The sequence below is a fragment of the Isoptericola sp. 178 genome (assembly GCF_030586525.1).
Taxonomy (GTDB): domain Bacteria; phylum Actinomycetota; class Actinomycetes; order Actinomycetales; family Cellulomonadaceae; genus Isoptericola; species Isoptericola sediminis.
The window spans coordinates 320,485-335,647 of record NZ_JAUQYN010000001.1; the positions used below are offsets into that span (position 1 = coordinate 320,485).

15 protein-coding genes are annotated in these 15,163 nt (G+C 72.8%); 2 read left to right on the plus strand and 13 right to left on the minus strand.

Translation table 11 applies throughout. From position 1 onward, the window contains the following. Window positions 1-5 precede the first annotated feature (5 nt). The 12 genes from nuoK to Q6349_RS01500 form a co-directional block, all read right to left on the minus strand. Window positions 6-305 (minus strand): NADH-quinone oxidoreductase subunit NuoK, encoded by a 300-nt coding sequence (gene nuoK, locus Q6349_RS01445; RefSeq protein ID WP_171245992.1) that lies wholly within the window; start codon window positions 303-305, stop codon window positions 6-8. Continuing rightward, a complete protein-coding gene (locus tag Q6349_RS01450) occupies window positions 305-1,129 on the minus strand; it encodes an NADH-quinone oxidoreductase subunit J (protein ID WP_171245993.1) in 825 nt (274 codons plus the stop codon). The genes nuoK and Q6349_RS01450 overlap by 1 nt, the downstream gene beginning before the upstream one ends. Next, window positions 1,126-1,908, minus strand: coding sequence for an NADH-quinone oxidoreductase subunit NuoI (gene nuoI / locus Q6349_RS01455; RefSeq protein WP_304602544.1), 783 nt, complete (start codon window positions 1,906-1,908; stop codon window positions 1,126-1,128). Before nuoI ends, Q6349_RS01450 begins: the two co-directional genes overlap by 4 nt. After that, the gene (gene nuoH, locus Q6349_RS01460) at window positions 1,905-3,233 is read right to left on the minus strand and encodes an NADH-quinone oxidoreductase subunit NuoH (protein ID WP_304602545.1); all 1,329 of its coding nucleotides are present in this window, start codon (window positions 3,231-3,233) and stop codon (window positions 1,905-1,907) included. The genes nuoI and nuoH overlap by 4 nt, the downstream gene beginning before the upstream one ends. Then, on the minus strand, window positions 3,230-5,815 hold the full coding sequence (locus Q6349_RS01465; RefSeq protein WP_304602546.1) for an NADH-quinone oxidoreductase subunit G: 2,586 nt from the start codon (window positions 5,813-5,815) through the stop codon (window positions 3,230-3,232). Before Q6349_RS01465 ends, nuoH begins: the two co-directional genes overlap by 4 nt. Continuing rightward, on the minus strand, window positions 5,815-7,152 hold the full coding sequence (gene nuoF, locus Q6349_RS01470; RefSeq protein ID WP_304602547.1) for an NADH-quinone oxidoreductase subunit NuoF: 1,338 nt from the start codon (window positions 7,150-7,152) through the stop codon (window positions 5,815-5,817). Before nuoF ends, Q6349_RS01465 begins: the two co-directional genes overlap by 1 nt. Then, window positions 7,145-7,981, minus strand: a complete 837-nt coding sequence (gene nuoE, locus Q6349_RS01475; protein ID WP_304602548.1) for an NADH-quinone oxidoreductase subunit NuoE — start codon at window positions 7,979-7,981, stop codon at window positions 7,145-7,147. Before nuoE ends, nuoF begins: the two co-directional genes overlap by 8 nt. Further along, window positions 7,978-9,339 carry an NADH-quinone oxidoreductase subunit D gene (locus Q6349_RS01480; RefSeq protein WP_304602549.1) on the minus strand — a complete coding sequence of 454 codons (1,362 nt, stop codon included), beginning with the start codon at window positions 9,337-9,339 and terminating at the stop codon, window positions 7,978-7,980. The genes nuoE and Q6349_RS01480 overlap by 4 nt, the downstream gene beginning before the upstream one ends. Continuing rightward, on the minus strand, window positions 9,336-10,082 hold the full coding sequence (locus Q6349_RS01485) for an NADH-quinone oxidoreductase subunit C (RefSeq protein WP_304602550.1): 747 nt from the start codon (window positions 10,080-10,082) through the stop codon (window positions 9,336-9,338). Before Q6349_RS01485 ends, Q6349_RS01480 begins: the two co-directional genes overlap by 4 nt. Next, window positions 10,079-10,630, minus strand: a complete 552-nt coding sequence (locus Q6349_RS01490; RefSeq protein WP_171246001.1) for an NADH-quinone oxidoreductase subunit B family protein — start codon at window positions 10,628-10,630, stop codon at window positions 10,079-10,081. The genes Q6349_RS01485 and Q6349_RS01490 overlap by 4 nt, the downstream gene beginning before the upstream one ends. A gap of 61 nt (window positions 10,631-10,691) precedes the next feature. Further along, on the minus strand, window positions 10,692-11,054 hold the full coding sequence (locus tag Q6349_RS01495) for an NADH-quinone oxidoreductase subunit A (RefSeq protein ID WP_171246002.1): 363 nt from the start codon (window positions 11,052-11,054) through the stop codon (window positions 10,692-10,694). 138 nt (window positions 11,055-11,192) lie between these two features. Continuing rightward, the gene (locus tag Q6349_RS01500) at window positions 11,193-12,506 is read right to left on the minus strand and encodes a geranylgeranyl reductase family protein (RefSeq protein WP_304602551.1); all 1,314 of its coding nucleotides are present in this window, start codon (window positions 12,504-12,506) and stop codon (window positions 11,193-11,195) included. 264 nt (window positions 12,507-12,770) lie between these two features. Here Q6349_RS01500 and Q6349_RS01505 point away from each other — a divergent pair, with 264 nt between their 5' ends. Further along, window positions 12,771-12,932, plus strand: a complete 162-nt coding sequence (locus Q6349_RS01505) for a hypothetical protein (protein WP_171246004.1) — start codon at window positions 12,771-12,773, stop codon at window positions 12,930-12,932. Window positions 12,933-12,961: 29 nt separating this feature from the next. Here Q6349_RS01505 and Q6349_RS01510 read toward each other — a convergent pair whose 3' ends face one another. Then, complete coding sequence (locus Q6349_RS01510) at window positions 12,962-13,660, minus strand: demethylmenaquinone methyltransferase (protein ID WP_171246005.1); 699 nt, start codon at window positions 13,658-13,660, stop codon at window positions 12,962-12,964. Window positions 13,661-13,719: 59 nt separating this feature from the next. On the opposite strand from Q6349_RS01510, the gene Q6349_RS01515 reads away from it, so the two are divergent. Next, window positions 13,720-15,090, plus strand: a complete 1,371-nt coding sequence (locus Q6349_RS01515; protein WP_304602552.1) for an isochorismate synthase MenF — start codon at window positions 13,720-13,722, stop codon at window positions 15,088-15,090. Window positions 15,091-15,163 lie beyond the last annotated feature (73 nt).

The following is a 15,163-nucleotide window of genomic DNA, read 5'->3' on the forward strand; positions in this document are numbered from 1 at the left end:
CCTTCCTAGCTCTTGAGCAGGTTGACGTCGTCGACCGAGGCCGACCGGCGGGCACGGAAGATCGTCACGATGATCGCCAGCCCGACCACGACCTCGGCGGCGGCGACGACCATGACGAAGAAGGCCAGGACCTGGCCGGTGACGTCGCCGTGCATCCGCGCGAAGGTGACCAGCGCGAGGTTCGTGGCGTTGAGCATGAGCTCGATCCCCATGAACACCACGATCGTGTTGCGGCGCAGCAGCACCGTCGTCGCGCCGAGCGCGAAGAGCACGACCGACAGGTAGAGGTAGTTCGTCAGCTCCATCAGCGGGTCTCCCCCTCGCTGCTGTCCGGTCCGACGCTCGGCACCGGGTCGTCGGGGACGTCCAGCTCGCGGTGCACCAGCGTCTCCTCGGCGGTGAGGAGCTCGGCGGCCTCGCGCTGCTGACCGCGGATGCGCAGCACCCGCGGCACCGAGTGCTCCAGCGGCCGGCCGGTGTGGTCGAGAGCCGGGGTGTCCATCGCGTTGTTCTGCGCGTACACGCCGGGCGCCGGCAGCGGGCTCAGGTGGCGGCCGGTGGGCAGCGCCGCGATCTTGGCCTCGGCCAGCGCGCGCTGCGTGGGCTTGGCCCCCAGGCGGCGGCGGTGGGTCAGCACCAGGCCGGCCACGGCCGCGGTGACGAGCAGGATGCCGACGACCTCCATGGCCACGACGTAGTGCTCCATCACGACGCGGGCGAGCGCGACCGGGTTGGTCACCCCGCCGGTCTCCGCCAGGCCCCGCGGCGGCGGGAACGTCGACCGGGCGATGACGCCGCCGAGCACGGACGCCAGCCCCAGTCCGAGCAGCAGGCCGACCCAGCGCTGACCCCGGATGGTCTCGGTCAGCGAGTCGGCCGCGTCCACCCCGACGAGCATCAGCACGAAGAGGAACAGCATCATCACCGCGCCGGTGTACACCACGACCTGGACGACGCCGAGGAACGGCGCCTCCTGGGCCACGTAGAGCACGGCCAGGGAGATCATGACGAACACGACGCACACGGCCGCGTGCACGGCCCGCCGCACGACCAGCAGCCCGGAGGCCGCGAGCACCATGAGCGGGGCCAGCACCCAGAACAGGACGGTCTCGCCGCCGGACACGGTCATGGCCGGGCCTCCTCGGTCTGCACGGGGCGGTGGTCCAGGCTGGACTGCGTCGCCGCGGCACGGGTCGCCTCGGCACGGTCCTGGTCGGGCCGCAGGTGGTGGGTGTCCGGGACCGGGGGCGGGGCGTCGCCGGCCACGACGGCGGACGCGGCGTCCAGCGTCGGGTCGTCCGGGCGGTGCTCGCGCACCCAGTCCACCTGCTCCGCGGTCGGTGCGGTGACCTCGCCGCGGTAGTACTCGGTGTCCGTGGTGCCCTCCGCCATCGGGTGCGGGGCGGCGAGCATCCCCTCGGCCAGCGGCGCCAGCAGGTCCTGCTTCTCGTAGATCAGGCCCTCCCGCGTCGGCCCGGCGAGCTCGTAGTCGGGGCCCATCGTCAGCGCCCGCGTCGGGCACGCCTCGATGCACAACCCGCAGAAGATGCAGCGCAGGTAGTTGATCTGGTAGACGCGGCCGTACCGCTCACCCGGGCTCATGTGCGCCTCGGGGGCGCCGTCCACCGCGTCGGCGTTGTCCGCGCCCTCGACGTAGATCGCGTCGGCGGGGCACGCCCAGGCGCACAGCTCGCAGCCGATGCACTTCTCGAGCCCGTCCGCGTACCGGTTGAGCTGGTGGCGCCCGTGGTACCGCGTCTGCGGCGGCGTCTTCTTGCGGGGGTACTGCTCGGTGACGGTCGGCTTGAACATCGACGAGAACGTCACGCCGAAGCCGGCCACGGGAGCGAACAGCTCACCGAGGGGTCCCTTCTTCGGGCGCAACGGCTCGTAGGGCTGGTCGCTCATCGCGTCTCCTCGTCGTCGACAGCGGTCGCGGTGCGGGTCTCGGCGTCCTCGGCGGGCGGCACCGTGCGCCGCGCCCGCGGTGAGGGCGGCAGGGTCTGGCCGGGGACGGGCGGGACGGGGTAGCCGCCGGCGAAGGCGTCGAACCCGCCCTCGCCGTCGGTCATCGCCTCGGCCCCGGTCGGCTTCTTCTCGGGCCACAGCCACAGCACCGCCATCACGACGGCGAGGGCCACGAGGATCCCGACGATCATCTGGGTCTGCGTCACACCGGCCAGGCCCGCCCACTGGAAGACCCCGAGGATCACGACCCAGGCCAGCGCGAACGGGATGAGGACCTTCCAGCCGAAGACCATGAACTGGTCGTAGCGCAGCCGCAGCAGCGTGCCGCGCACCCAGACGAAGAGGAACATCAGCAGCCACACCTTGGCCAGGAACCACAGCAGGGGCCACCAGCCGGTGTTGAGCACCCCGTCACCCACCAGCGACAGCGGCCACGGGGCGCGCCACCCGCCGAGGAACAGCGTCGTGGCGACCGCGGAGACGTTGAGCATCGCGATGTACTCCGCGAGGAAGAACCACGCGAACTTCATCGAGGAGTACTCGGTCATGTACCCGCCGACGAGCTCGCCCTCGGCCTCCGGCAGGTCGAACGGCAGCCGGTTGGTCTCGCCCACCATCGAGATGAGGAAGATGACGAACGCGGGGGCCAGCGGGATGAACCACCACAGGCTCGTCTGGGACTCCACGATGGACGACGTCGACATCGAGCCGGCCATGATGAACACGCTGACCAGGCTCAGCCCCATCGCCAGCTCGTAGCTGATCACCTGGGCGGTGGAGCGCACCGACCCCAGCAGCGGGTACGTCGAGCCCGACGACCAGCCGCCCAGCACGATGCCGTACACGCCGATCGAGGCACAGGCCAGGATGTACAGCACGGCCACCGGGAAGTCGGTGAGCTGGGCGGGGGTGGTGAAGTCCGTGAACGGGATCGTCACCGACGGGCCGAACGGGATCACGGCGAAGACGAGCAGCGAGCAGAACACCGAGATCATCGGGGCCAGCAGGTAGACGCGGCGGTCGGCGTTGGTGACCGTCACGTCCTCCTTGAGCAGCAGCTTCATCGCGTCCGCGAGCGACTGCAGCAGACCGAACGGACCGTGCCAGTTCGGGCCCGGCCGCAGCTGCATCCGGGCCACGAGCTTGCGCTCGAACCAGATCGCGAACAGCACGCTGGTCAGCAGGAAGACGACGATGAGCACGGCCTTGACGACCGAGACCCAGATCGTGTCGGCACTGAAGTCGGCGGCGACGCCGGGGATCATGCCTGGACTCCCTTCTCGGCCGGGGCGACCCGGACCTGGCGGCCCGGGGAGACCCCGAGGGTGTCGTGCACCCGGCAGCCGCGGGACGCCAGGGGCAGCCACACCACGTGGTCGACCATGTCGGTGATCGCCACCGGCACGGTGATCGCCCCGCGTTCCGTGGAGACCGTGACCTGGTCGCCGTCGAAGACGTCGACCCCGGCCGCGGTCGCGGCGCTCATCCGGGCCACCGGCGTCTTGGCGGTGCCGGCCAGGAACTCCTCGCCGTCCTGCATCGAGCCGTCGTCCAGGAGCAGCCGCCAGCTCGCGAGCACCGCGGACCCCGGCGGGACGCCGGGCGGGTCGTCGGTGGCGTGCTGCGGCGGGTGCGCCCGCGGTCCGTCCCAGGAGCGCAGCGCGGCGATCGAACGGTGGGCCCGCACCGGCTCGGCCGACTGCAGGTCGTGGTCGAGCAGCGTCGCGAGCTCGTGCAGCACCCGGTGGTCCGGCATCGCCGTGGACTCCAGGGCCTGGCCGAAGGACCGGACGCGGCCCTCCCAGTTCCAGTAGGACCCGCCGCGTTCGACCGGCGGGGCCACCGGCAGCACGACGTCGGCCAGCTCGGTGGCCTCGCTGCGGCGCACCTCGAGGGAGACCACGAACCCGGCCGCGGCCAGGGCACGGCGGGCGTGCTCCGGGTCGGGCAGGTCGGCGATCTCGACACCGCCGACCAGGGCCCCGGCGAGCTGCCCCACGCTCAGGGCGTCGAGGATCCCGGCGGTGTCCAGACCGCGGGTGGCGGGCAGGTCGTCCACGGAGACGCCCCAGGTGGCGGCGACCTCGGCGCGGGCCGTGCGGTCCTCCAGCGGCCGGCCGCCGGGCAGCAGGCCCGGCAGCAGACCGGCCTCCACGCCACCGCGCTCCCCGGCGCGGCGCGGGATCCAGGCCAGCCGTGCACCCGTGGTCTCCGCCAGCTCCAGGGCGGCGGCGTAGGCACCGGGCGACCCGGCCAGGCGCTCGCCGACCAGGAGCACCGCGCCCGGTCGGGCCAGCGCCTCGGCGGCCTCCAGGACACGGGTGTCGTCGGAGTCGGCCCGGCTGGTGCTCCCGGAGGCCTGCCGGGCGACGGCGCCGAGCCACTCGGCCTCCGTGCCCGGGGCGGCGGGCAGCAGCGTGCCGTCGAGCCGGGACAGGCCCCGGCTCGTGAAGGGCGCGACCGAGAACACGCGGGTCCCCTTCCTGACGCCCTTGCGCAGCCGCAGGAACGTGACGCCGGCCTCCTCCTCGGCCTCCAGCCCGGCGAGCAGCACCGCCGGTGCCGCCTCCAGGTCACCGAAGGTCACGCCGACGCCGGTGCCGGCCACGGCGTGGGCGAGGAAGTCCGCCTCCTCCACCGAGTGCACCCGGACGCGCTGGTCGACGTCGTCGGTGCGCAGCACCGTGCGCGCGAAACGGGACCAGGCGAAGGCGTCCTCCACGGTGAGACGGCCGCCCGGCAGCACGCCGACCCCGCCGTCGTCGCGGGCCGCGGCCAGTCCCCGGGCGGCGACCTCGAGGGCCTCCACCCACGAGGCGGGGCGCAGCGCGCCGTCCTCGCGGACCAGCGGGGTGGTCAGACGGTCCGGCGCGTCCTGCCAGGTGAACGCGAACCGGTCCTTGTCCGTGATCCACTCCTCGTTGACCGCCGGGTCGTCGCCGGCCAGCCGGCGCATCACCGAGCCGCGGCGGTGGTCGACGCGGATCGCCGAGCCGCAGGCGTCGTGCTCGGCGATGCCGGGGGTGGACACGAGGTCGAAGGGACGCGACCGGAACCGGTACCGCGCCCCCGTGAGGGCACCCACCGGGCAGATCTGCACCGTGTTGCCGGAGAAGTAGGAGGCGAACGGCTGCCCCGAGGCGTCGGGCAGGGCGACACCCTGCGGGACGTCCACGGCGGTCTCGGCCCGGTGCTGGCCGCACGGCGGGGCGAAGTCGAGCACGTCCTCGTCGAAGCGCCCGATCTGCTGGTGGGCGCCGCGCTCCTGCAGGTCGATGAAGACGTCGCCGGCGATCTCCTCGCTGAACCGCGTGCACCGCTGGCAGAGCACGCAGCGCTCCCGGTCGAGCAGGATCTGCGTGGACACCTGGATCGGCTTGGGGAAGGTCCGCTTGACGTCGGTGAAGCGCGAGTCCGCCCGGCCGTGGCTCATCGCCTGGTTCTGCAGCGGGCACTCACCGCCCTTGTCGCACACGGGGCAGTCCAGCGGGTGGTTCATGAGCAGCAGCTCCATGACCCCCTGCTGGGCCTTGTCCGCGACCGCGGACGTGCGCTGGGTGCGCACCACCATGCCCGGCACGACCGTCATCGTGCACGAGGCCTGCGGCTTGGGCATCGGCCGCAGGTTGCCCTCGCGGTCGGGCATCTCCACCTCGACCAGGCACTGCCGGCAGGCCCCCGCGGGCTCCAGCAGCGGATGGTCGCAGAACCGGGGGATCTCGATGCCGACCTGCTCGGCGGCGCGGATCACCAGCGTGCCCTTGGGCACGGTGACCTCGACCTCGTCGATCGTGCAGGTCACCGTCTCCACCGGCTGGTCGGTGTGCCGGTCCGTGGTCGCGGTCATCAGTGGCCTCCTGCACCCGCGAGCGCCGGCGGCGCCTGGGGCGTGTCGTCGAACAGCGTGGAGCGGGCGGGGTCGAACGGGCACCCGCGCCCGTCGAGGTGCGCCTCGTACTCGTCGCGGAAGTACTCGATGGACGAGGTGATCGGCGAGGTCGCTCCGTCGCCCAGGGCGCAGAACGCCCGGCCGAGGATGTTGTCGCACAGGTCCAGCAGCACCTCGATGTCCCCGGCCTCCCCCGCGCCGGCCTCGATGCGGTGCAGGATCTGCTTGAGCCAGTACGTGCCCTCGCGGCACGGGGTGCACTTGCCGCAGGACTCGTGGGCGTAGAAGTCGGTCCAGCGGCTCACCGCCCGCACCACGCAGGTCGTCTCGTCGAAGATCTGCAGCGCGCGGGTGCCGAGCATCGACCCGGCGGCCCCCACGGACTCGTAGTCCAGCGGGACGTCCAGGTGCTCGGCGGTGAACAGCGGCGTCGAGGACCCGCCCGGCGTCCAGAACTTCAGCTCGTGGCCCTCGCGGACCCCGCCGGCCAGGTCGAGCAGCTCGCGCAGGGTGATGCCCAGCGGTGCCTCGAACTGCCCGGGCCGGGTCACGTGGCCCGACAGGGAGAACAGCCCGTGCCCGGTCGACTTCTCGGTGCCCATCGACGAGAACCAGTCGGCTCCGTGGGCGACGATGCCCGGGACGGAGGCGATGGACTCGACGTTGTTCACCACGGTGGGCCGGGCGTACAGCCCCGCGACGGCGGGGAACGGCGGCTTGAGCCGCGGCTGACCGCGACGGCCCTCGAGCGAGTCCAGCAGCGCCGTCTCCTCGCCGCAGATGTAGGCCCCGGCCCCGGCGTGCACGGTCACCTCGAGGTCGAAGCCGGACCCGTGGATGTTCTTCCCCAGGTGGCCGGCGTCGTAGGCCTCGCGCACGGCAGCGAGCAGCCGGCGGTACACGTGCAGCACCTCGCCACGCACGTAGATGAAGGCGTGGTGGCAGCCGATCGCGTAGCTGGTGATCGCCACCCCCTCGACCAGGTGCTGCGGGCTGGCCAGCATGAGCGGGATGTCCTTGCAGGTGCCCGGCTCCGACTCGTCGGCGTTGACCACCAGGTAGCGGGGGCCGCCGTCGGGCGGGGGCAGGAACCCCCACTTCATCCCGGCGGGGAACCCGGCGCCGCCACGACCGCGCAGCCCGGAGTCCTTGACGAGCTGGACGAGGTCCGCGGGGTCCCGGGTCAGCGCCGTGCGCAGCCCCGTGTAGCCGCCCGCCGCCTCGTAGGTGGCGAGCTTCCACGAGCCCTCCGCGTCCCAGGTGTCGGTCAGGACCGGCGTCAACGTGTCAGTCATCGTCACCCTCCTTCGCGTCGGCCGGCCCGGCGGGACCCGTGTCGTCCGACGGCGTCGTCGGCTTGCGCTCGGCGCTGGACTGTCCGGTGCCGGTCTCCGGCGGCACCTCGGCACGCGGCGTGCCGGAGATCTCGCGCTGGTCGGTGCCCGGTGCGGTCCAGCCGCGCTCGCGGGCGATCCGCAGGCCCTCGAGGGTCGGGCCGCCGGCGCCGACGCCCTCGTCGGCGCGGCCGTCGTCGAAGCCGGCCAGGACCCGGCTCATCTTCTTGAAGGAGCAGACCGAGTCCGCCCCGCGCGTCGGGGTGACCTGCTCGCCGGCGCGCAGCCGGTCGGTCAGCTCGGCGGCCGACTCCGGGGTCTGGTTGTCGAAGAACTCCCAGTTGACCATCACCACGGGGGCGTAGTCGCAGGCGGCGTTGCACTCGACGCGCTCCAGCGTGACGGAGCCGTCCGGCGTCGTCTCGTCGTGCCCGACGTCCAGGTGCTGGCTGAGCCGGTCGAAGATCGCGTCCCCGCCCATCACGGCGCACAGCGTGTTCGTGCACACCCCGACGGTGTACTCGCCGTTGGGGCGGCGCTTGTACTGGGTGTAGAAGGTCGCCACCGCCGAGACCTCGGCCGCGGTCATGCCGAGCTGCTCGGCGCAGAAGACGATGCCGTCGCGGCTGACGTAGCCGTCGACGGACTGCACCAGGTGCAGCAGCGGCAACAGTCCGGACCGCGGGTCCGGGTAGCGGGCCTTGATCGTCTCCGCGTCGGCCTCGAGCGCGGCCAGCGTCTCGGCGTCGTACCCCGTGCGCGAGCGTGCGCCCACCGGTTCGGCCGTCATCGGTCCACCCCTCCCAGCACCGGGTCCAGGGACGCGACGGCGACGACGACGTCGGCCACCTGGCCGCCCTCGCACATCACCGACACGGCCTGGAGATTGTTGAACGACGGGTCGCGGAAGTGCGCCCGGTAGGGGCGCGTGCCGCCGTCGGACACCACGTGGACGCCGAGCTCGCCGCGCGGGTGCTCGACCGTCTGCCACGCCTGCCCGGCCGGCACCCCGAAGCCCTCGGTCACCAGCTTGAAGTGGTGGATGAGGGCCTCCATGGAGGTGCCCATGATCTTGCGGATGTGGTCCAGGGAGTTGCCCTGGCCGTCGGAGCCGACGGCCAGCTGGGCGGGCCAGGCGATCTTCTTGTCCGCCACCATCACCGGTGCCCCGGCGGTGTCGTCGAGCCGTGCCAGGCACTGCTCGACGATCTTCAGCGACTGGTAGCACTCCTCGATCCGCAGCACGACGCGGGCGTAGCAGTCGGCGGCCGTGTCCGTGGGGACGTCGAAGTCGTAGTCCTCGTACCCGCTGTACGGGAACGCCTTGCGCACGTCGTACGGGTGCCCGGCCGACCGCAGGACCGGGCCGGTGACGCCGAGGGCGAAGGCACCGGACAGGTTCAGCACGCCCACGCCCTGCAGCCGGGACTTGAAGATCGGGTTCGCGAGCATCAGGTCGCCCAGCATCCCGATGTACTTGCGCAGGCTCGGCAGCAGGGAGCGGACGTTCTCGGTGAAGTCCTCGGGCACGTCCTGGGCGACGCCGCCGGGCCGGATGTACGCGTGGTTCATCCGCAGGCCGGTGACCGCCTCGAACAGGCGCAGGATCTCCTCCCGGGCGGTGAACCCGAGGGTCATGATCGTCGTGGCGCCCATCTCGTTGCCGCCCGTGCCCAGGCAGACCAGGTGGGAGGCGACCCGGTTGAGCTCCATCATCAGCACGCGGATCACGCTGGCCCGCTCGGGCACGTCGTCGGTGATGCCGAGCAGCCGTTCGGTCCCCAGGCAGTAGGCCGCCTCCTGGAAGAGCGGCGCCAGGTAGTCCATCCGGGTGCAGAACGTGGTGCCCTGCGTCCAGGTGCGGTACTCCATGTTCTTCTCGATGCCGGTGTGCAGGTAGCCGATCCCGCACCGGGCCTCGGTCACCGTCTCGCCGTCGATCTCCAGCATCAGGCGCAGCACGCCGTGCGTGGAGGGGTGCTGGGGACCCATGTTGACGACGATGCGTTCCTCGCCGATCGCCTCGCGGGCGATCTCGTCCCAGTCGCCGCCCGAGGCCTCGAAACCGGCGACACCGGGTCCGTAGTCCTCGGCCGCGGGTCCGGTCGAGTGCACCGAGTGCGGCACGTCGTGCGCCGGGGCCGTCATGAGTACTCCCTCCGGACGTTCGGCGGTGGCACCGTGGCGCCCTTGTACTCCACGGGGACGCCGCCGAGCGGGTAGTCCTTGCGCTGCGGGTGACCCGGCCAGTCGTCGGGCATCTCGATCCGGGCCAGCGCGGGGTGGCCCTCGAAGACGATCCCGAAGAAGTCCCACGTCTCGCGCTCGTGCCAGTCGTTGGCCGGGTAGACCGTCGTCGTCGACGGCAGGTGCGGGTCGTCGTCGGGGCAGGTGACCTCCAGCCGCAGGCGCCGGCCGTGCGTCACGGAGGTGAGGTGGTAGACGGCGTGCAGCTCGCGGCCGACGTCGTCCGGGTAGTGGACGCCCGAGACGCCCAGGGACAGCTCGAAGCGCAGGTCCTGGTCGTCGCGCAGCGCCCGGCAGACCGCCAGCAGGTGCTCGCGGGCGACGTACAGCGTCATCTCGGCGTCCCGGCTCGGGCCCTCTCCCTCGGCGGTGCGCCGCGGGTCGGTGATCACCACGCGCTCGACCGCGTCGGCGAAGGCCACGTCCGCCTCGCCGAGCACCTCGGCCAGCACGTCCACGACCTCGTCGAACCACCCGCCGTACGGGCGCGACGCCGCGGCCGGCATCGTCACCGTGCGGGTCAGCCCGCCGTAGCCGGACGTGTCCCCGGTGCCCTGCACCCCGAACATGCCGGTGGTCTCGCGGACGACCTCGGCCGTCGGTCCCTGCTGCCGGCGCTCGACCTCGCCGGAGTGCTCGCTCATCGCAGCAGTCCCGGCATCTGGGAGGTCGGCGTCGCCTCGAGGGCCGCGGCCTCGGCGGCCTTCGCCGCCTCGACGCGGTTGACGCCCATCGGGGAGTCCTGGATCTGCTGGTGCAGCGCGAGGATCGCGTTGATGAGCATCTCCGGGCGGGGCGGGCAGCCGGGCAGGTAGATGTCCACGGGGAGCACGTGGTCGACGCCCTGCACGATCGCGTAGTTGTTGAACATGCCGCCGCTGGAGGCGCACACGCCCATGGAGAGCACCCACTTGGGCTCGCTCATCTGGTCGTAGACCTGCCGCACGACGGGCGCCATCTTCTGGCTGACACGGCCCGCCACGATCATCAGGTCCGCCTGGCGCGGCGAGGCCCGGAAGACCTCCATGCCGAACCGCGACAGGTCGAACCGCGAGGCGCCGGCCGCCATCATCTCGATGGCGCAGCACGCCAGGCCGAACGTCACCGGCCACACCGACGCCTTGCGCAGGTAGCCGGCGAGATCCTCGATCGTCGTCAGCAGGAACCCCGAGGGGGACTCCTCCAGACCCATGACTCCTCCTTCGCGGAGATCTCGGTGCCGGCGACCGCCGGCACCCTTGCCGAACTGCCCGTCAGACCCAGTCGAACCCGCCGCGCCGCCACTCGTAGACGAACGGCACGGTGATCAGGGCCAGGAACACGAGCATCGCCGCCAGCCCGAAGCCGGCCAACACCGTGAAGTCGACCGCCCACGGGTAGAGGAAGACGACCTCGATGTCGAAGACGATGAACGTCATCGCCACCAGGTAGTACTTGATCGGGAGCCGACCGCCCCCGGTGGCGTGCGGGGTGGGCTCGATCCCGCACTCGTAGGCGTCGAGCTTGGCCCGGTTGTACTTGCGGGGTCCGATCACCGCGCTCGCACCGACCCCGCCGAGGGCCAGCACGGCGGCGATCCCCATGAGGACCAGCACCGGGACGTACGGGTTGCTCATCGGTTCTCCTCACCCATGCCTGTGTCACTTCCTCGTGCCACGACGCGCCTCATGCCAGGTCGCTCCCGCACGAACGGTGCGGTGCCCCGCTCCGGCACGTCTCGTTCCTCGCCGTCCCTGCGCGAGGGCTCCTCGCGCTCATGACGCCGGGACCACCCTGGTCAGTCCGGCGATGACCCGGTCGATCCAGTCGCCGCCGCGGGGCTCGTAGCAGTCCGAGAGCAGCTTGAGCACGAACTGCATGACCACCGGTCGCGGCAGCCCGTACTTCACGCACGCCCGCATCACCGCGGGGTGCTCGATGAGCTGCACGAACCAGCGGCCCAGCGTGTAGTAGCCGCCCAGGTCGTCGCGCATGCGGTCGGTGTAGGTGGCCAGGGTGCGCTCGCGGGCGTCGTCGGTCAGCCGCGTGCGGGCCTGCGCGATCGCGTCGGCGGCGACGCGGCCGGCCTGCAGGGCGTAGGCGATGCCCTCGCCGTTGAACGGGCTGACCATCCCGGCGGCGTCGCCGACCAGGACGGTGCCGTCGCGGTACATCGGGCTGCGGTTGAACCCCATCGGCAGCGCGGCGCCCCGGACGGGCCCGATCTGGTTCTCGGGGGTGAACCCCCACTCCGGCGGGGTGTTGGCGGTCCAGGCCGTCATCATGGCCCGGTAGTCGTGCCCCTGGGCGGACTGGCGCGCCGGGGTGGAGCTCACGGAACCCAGCCCGACGTTCGCGGTGCCGTCGCCGAGGGCGAAGATCCAGCCGTAGCCGGGCAGCAGGTTCGACGCGCCCGGGGTGCCGTCCCACAGCTCGAGGTGCGACTCCATGAAGCGGTCCGCGTGCCGGGGCGTGCCCTCGGTGCGGTAGTAGGTCCGCACCGCCGTCCCCATCGGCCGGTCGTCCCGCCGGGTCAGCCCGAGCGCGGTCGCGAACCGGGAGGAGACGCCGTCGGCCGCCACCACGACCGGCGCCCGGTAGGTGCGGGGGGCGCCGTCGGCGCGTCCGCGGGCGTCCAGCGGCTGGGCCTGCACCCCGACCACGCGGCCCGTGCGCTCGTCGGTCTCCGGGCCGGTGACCTTGGTGCGCTCGAGGAGCTTGGCGCCCGAGGCCTGCGCGTGCTGGACGAGGCCGTGGTCGAGCGTCATGCGGGAGCGGGCGAGCCCGTACCCCGGGTAGGTGGTCAGCTCCGGCCAGGCCAGCTCCCAGGAGCGGCCGCCCGCGACGACGCGCAGCCCCTCGTTGCGGATCCAGCCGTCCTCGGCGCGGGTGTCGACGCCCATGCGGGCGAGCTCGGCCACGGCGCGCGGCGTCAGGCCGTCACCGCAGATCTTGTCGCGCGGGAAGGCGGACTTCTCCAGGAGCAGCACGTCCAGGCCGGCGACGGCGCACCAGTGCGCGGCCGCGGCCCCGGCGGGACCTGCACCGACGACGATCACGTCCGCGTCGTCACGATCTACCGCTCGCACTGCTCACCTCCCGCCGCAGGAGACCTCGGCACCCTCGCCGAGGCCACTTGTGAACCCGCTCACAACGTTCTGCGTGCACTCTAACCACGTTCAGCGACCGATGTGTAGGAAGGCAACCCTTCGTTGACGCCGGGGCGGTCACGGGGTGGCCCGGGAGGGCGCCACGACGAGCAGGAACGGTGGCGGCACGACGGGTCACGGCATACGGTCGTGAGCGCATCGCCCCGATCGTCCAGCCACAGGAGGCACCTGAAGATGAAGGCCGTGACCGCACTCGCCGTCGGCGTCGCCGTGGGGTACTACCTCGGCACCGAGCAGGGCAGGGAGAAGCTCGAGCAGGCCAGGAAGCTGGCCGTCGACACCTGGAACGACCCCCGGGTGCAGGAGAAGGTCGCCGGAGCCCAGACGCGGGCCTCCGGCAACTGAGCGACCCCGGCCCGACCTCCCGGCGATCGTCAGTCGGCGGGTCGGGTCGCCCGGTGCAGGGCCACGATGCCGCCGGTGAGGTTCCGGTAGGCCACGCGGCTCCACCCGGCCCCCAGCATCAGCCGGCCGAGCCCGTCCTGGTCCGGCCAGGCGCGGATCGACTCGGCCAGGTACTCGTACGACCCCTTGTCCCGCGTGACCGCCCCGGCCACCGCCGGCAGCGCACGCATCAGGTACTCCAGGTAGACCTGACGGAACGGCGCCCACACGGGGTGCGAGAACTCGCAGATCACCACCCGCCCGCCCGGGCGCGTCACCCGCAGCATCTCGCGCAGCGCGGCCGAGGTGTCCACGACGTTGCGCAGACCGAAGCTGATCGTCACGGCGTCGAAGGTCGCGTCCGCGAACGGCAGCCGCGTCGCGTCGCCGGCCACGAAGGGCAGGTCCGCCCGACGCTGCTTGCCGACCTGGAGCATCCCCATCGAGAAGTCGGACGGGACGACGACGGCACCGGCGTCCGCGAACGGCTCGCTCGAGGTCCCCGTCCCGGCGGCGAGATCGAGCACCCGCTCCCCCGGGCCGGCCCCGACCGCGGCCACCGTCGCCCGCCGCCAGGAGCGGTCCTGGCCCAGGGAGACGATGTCGTTGGTGAGGTCGTAGCGCTCGGCGATCCCGTCGAACATCGAGGCGACCTCGACGGGCTTCTTCTCCAGGCTGGCGCGCGACATGGCCACATCGTCCCACGGCCGACGGTCGACGGTCCCCACGCGGCGTACCCTGGACCCTGATGTCCGCCACGCCCCACCCGGCGCCGGTCCCGCCGTCGGGCGCGTCCGCCGGCACCCCCGTCCCCGCACCCGAGCCGCCGCGGCTCGTGGTCCGCACCACACGGCTGGACCCCCTGCCGGGCGAGCTCACCGCGCTGGTCGACCTGCTCCCGGACGAACGCCCGCTGACCTGGGTCCGCCGCGGTGACGGCATCGTCGGCTGGGGCGAGGCCCTGCGCCTGGACACCTACGGCCCGGGGCGATTCGCCGACGCCGACGCCGCCTGGCGCGCCGCCCTCGCCCGCGCCGTCGTGCGCGACGAGGTCCGTCTGCCCGGCAGCGGCCCGGTGGCCTTCGGCACGTTCGCGTTCGACGACGGCGGGACCGGCGAGGCCTTCGACGGGTCCTCGCCGCAGGGGTCGCTCGTCGTGCCGCGGGTCGTCGTCGGGCGCCGGGGCGACGTGACGTGGATGACCACGATCGCCGTCGACGGGACGCTCGAGGCCCCCGGGGACGCCGGCCTGGCCGCCACGGCACGCACCCCGGTCCACGACCCCGGCCGGGTGACGCTCACCGACGGGGCGGTCGGCGCCCGCGACTGGCCTGCGGTCGTGGCCGAGGGGGTCGCCCGCATCCAGGCCGGCGAGCTGGAGAAGGTCGTGCTGGCCCGCGACGTCGTCGCCACCACCGAACGTCCCGTGGACCCGCGCTGGCTGCTGCGCCGGCTGGCGGCGCGCTACGAGTCCTGCTGGACGTTCTCCGTGGCCGGGATGATCGGCGCCACCCCCGAGCTGCTGCTGCGCAGCGAGAAGGGTCTGGTCACCTCCCGCGTCCTGGCGGGCACCATCCGCCGTGAACCCGGGATGAGCGACGACGACGCGCTGCTGCACGCCGCGCACCTGGCTCGTTCGTCGAAGGACCTGGAGGAGCACGAGTTCGCCGTGGCCTCGGTCGCGCGCTCCCTGGCGCCGTTCTGCTCGTCGATGAACGTCCCGGACACGCCGTTCGTGCTGCACCTGCCGAACGTCATGCACCTGGCCTCCGACGTCACCGCGGTGCTGGACCCCGGCACGCCGTCGAGCTCCCTGTCGCTCGCCGCGGCGCTGCACCCCTCGGCGGCCGTGTGCGGCACACCGACGGTGGCCGCGCGCGACCTCATCCGCGAGATCGAGGGGATGGACCGGTCGCGGTACGCCGGGCCGGTGGGCTGGGTCGGCGCCGACGGCGACGGCGAGTGGGGCATCGCGCTGCGGTCCGCGGAGCTCGCCGACGACCCGCACCACCTCCGCCTGTTCGCCGGCTGCGGGATCGTCGCGGCCTCCGACCCGGAGGCGGAGCTCGCCGAGTCGGAGGCGAAGCTCGTGCCCATGCGCTGGGCCCTCGGCGTCTGAGCGACGTCCCGTCCTCACGGACGGAGCGGGTCCGGTCGACAGCTCGACCGGACCCGCTCCGCGCGACCGCACC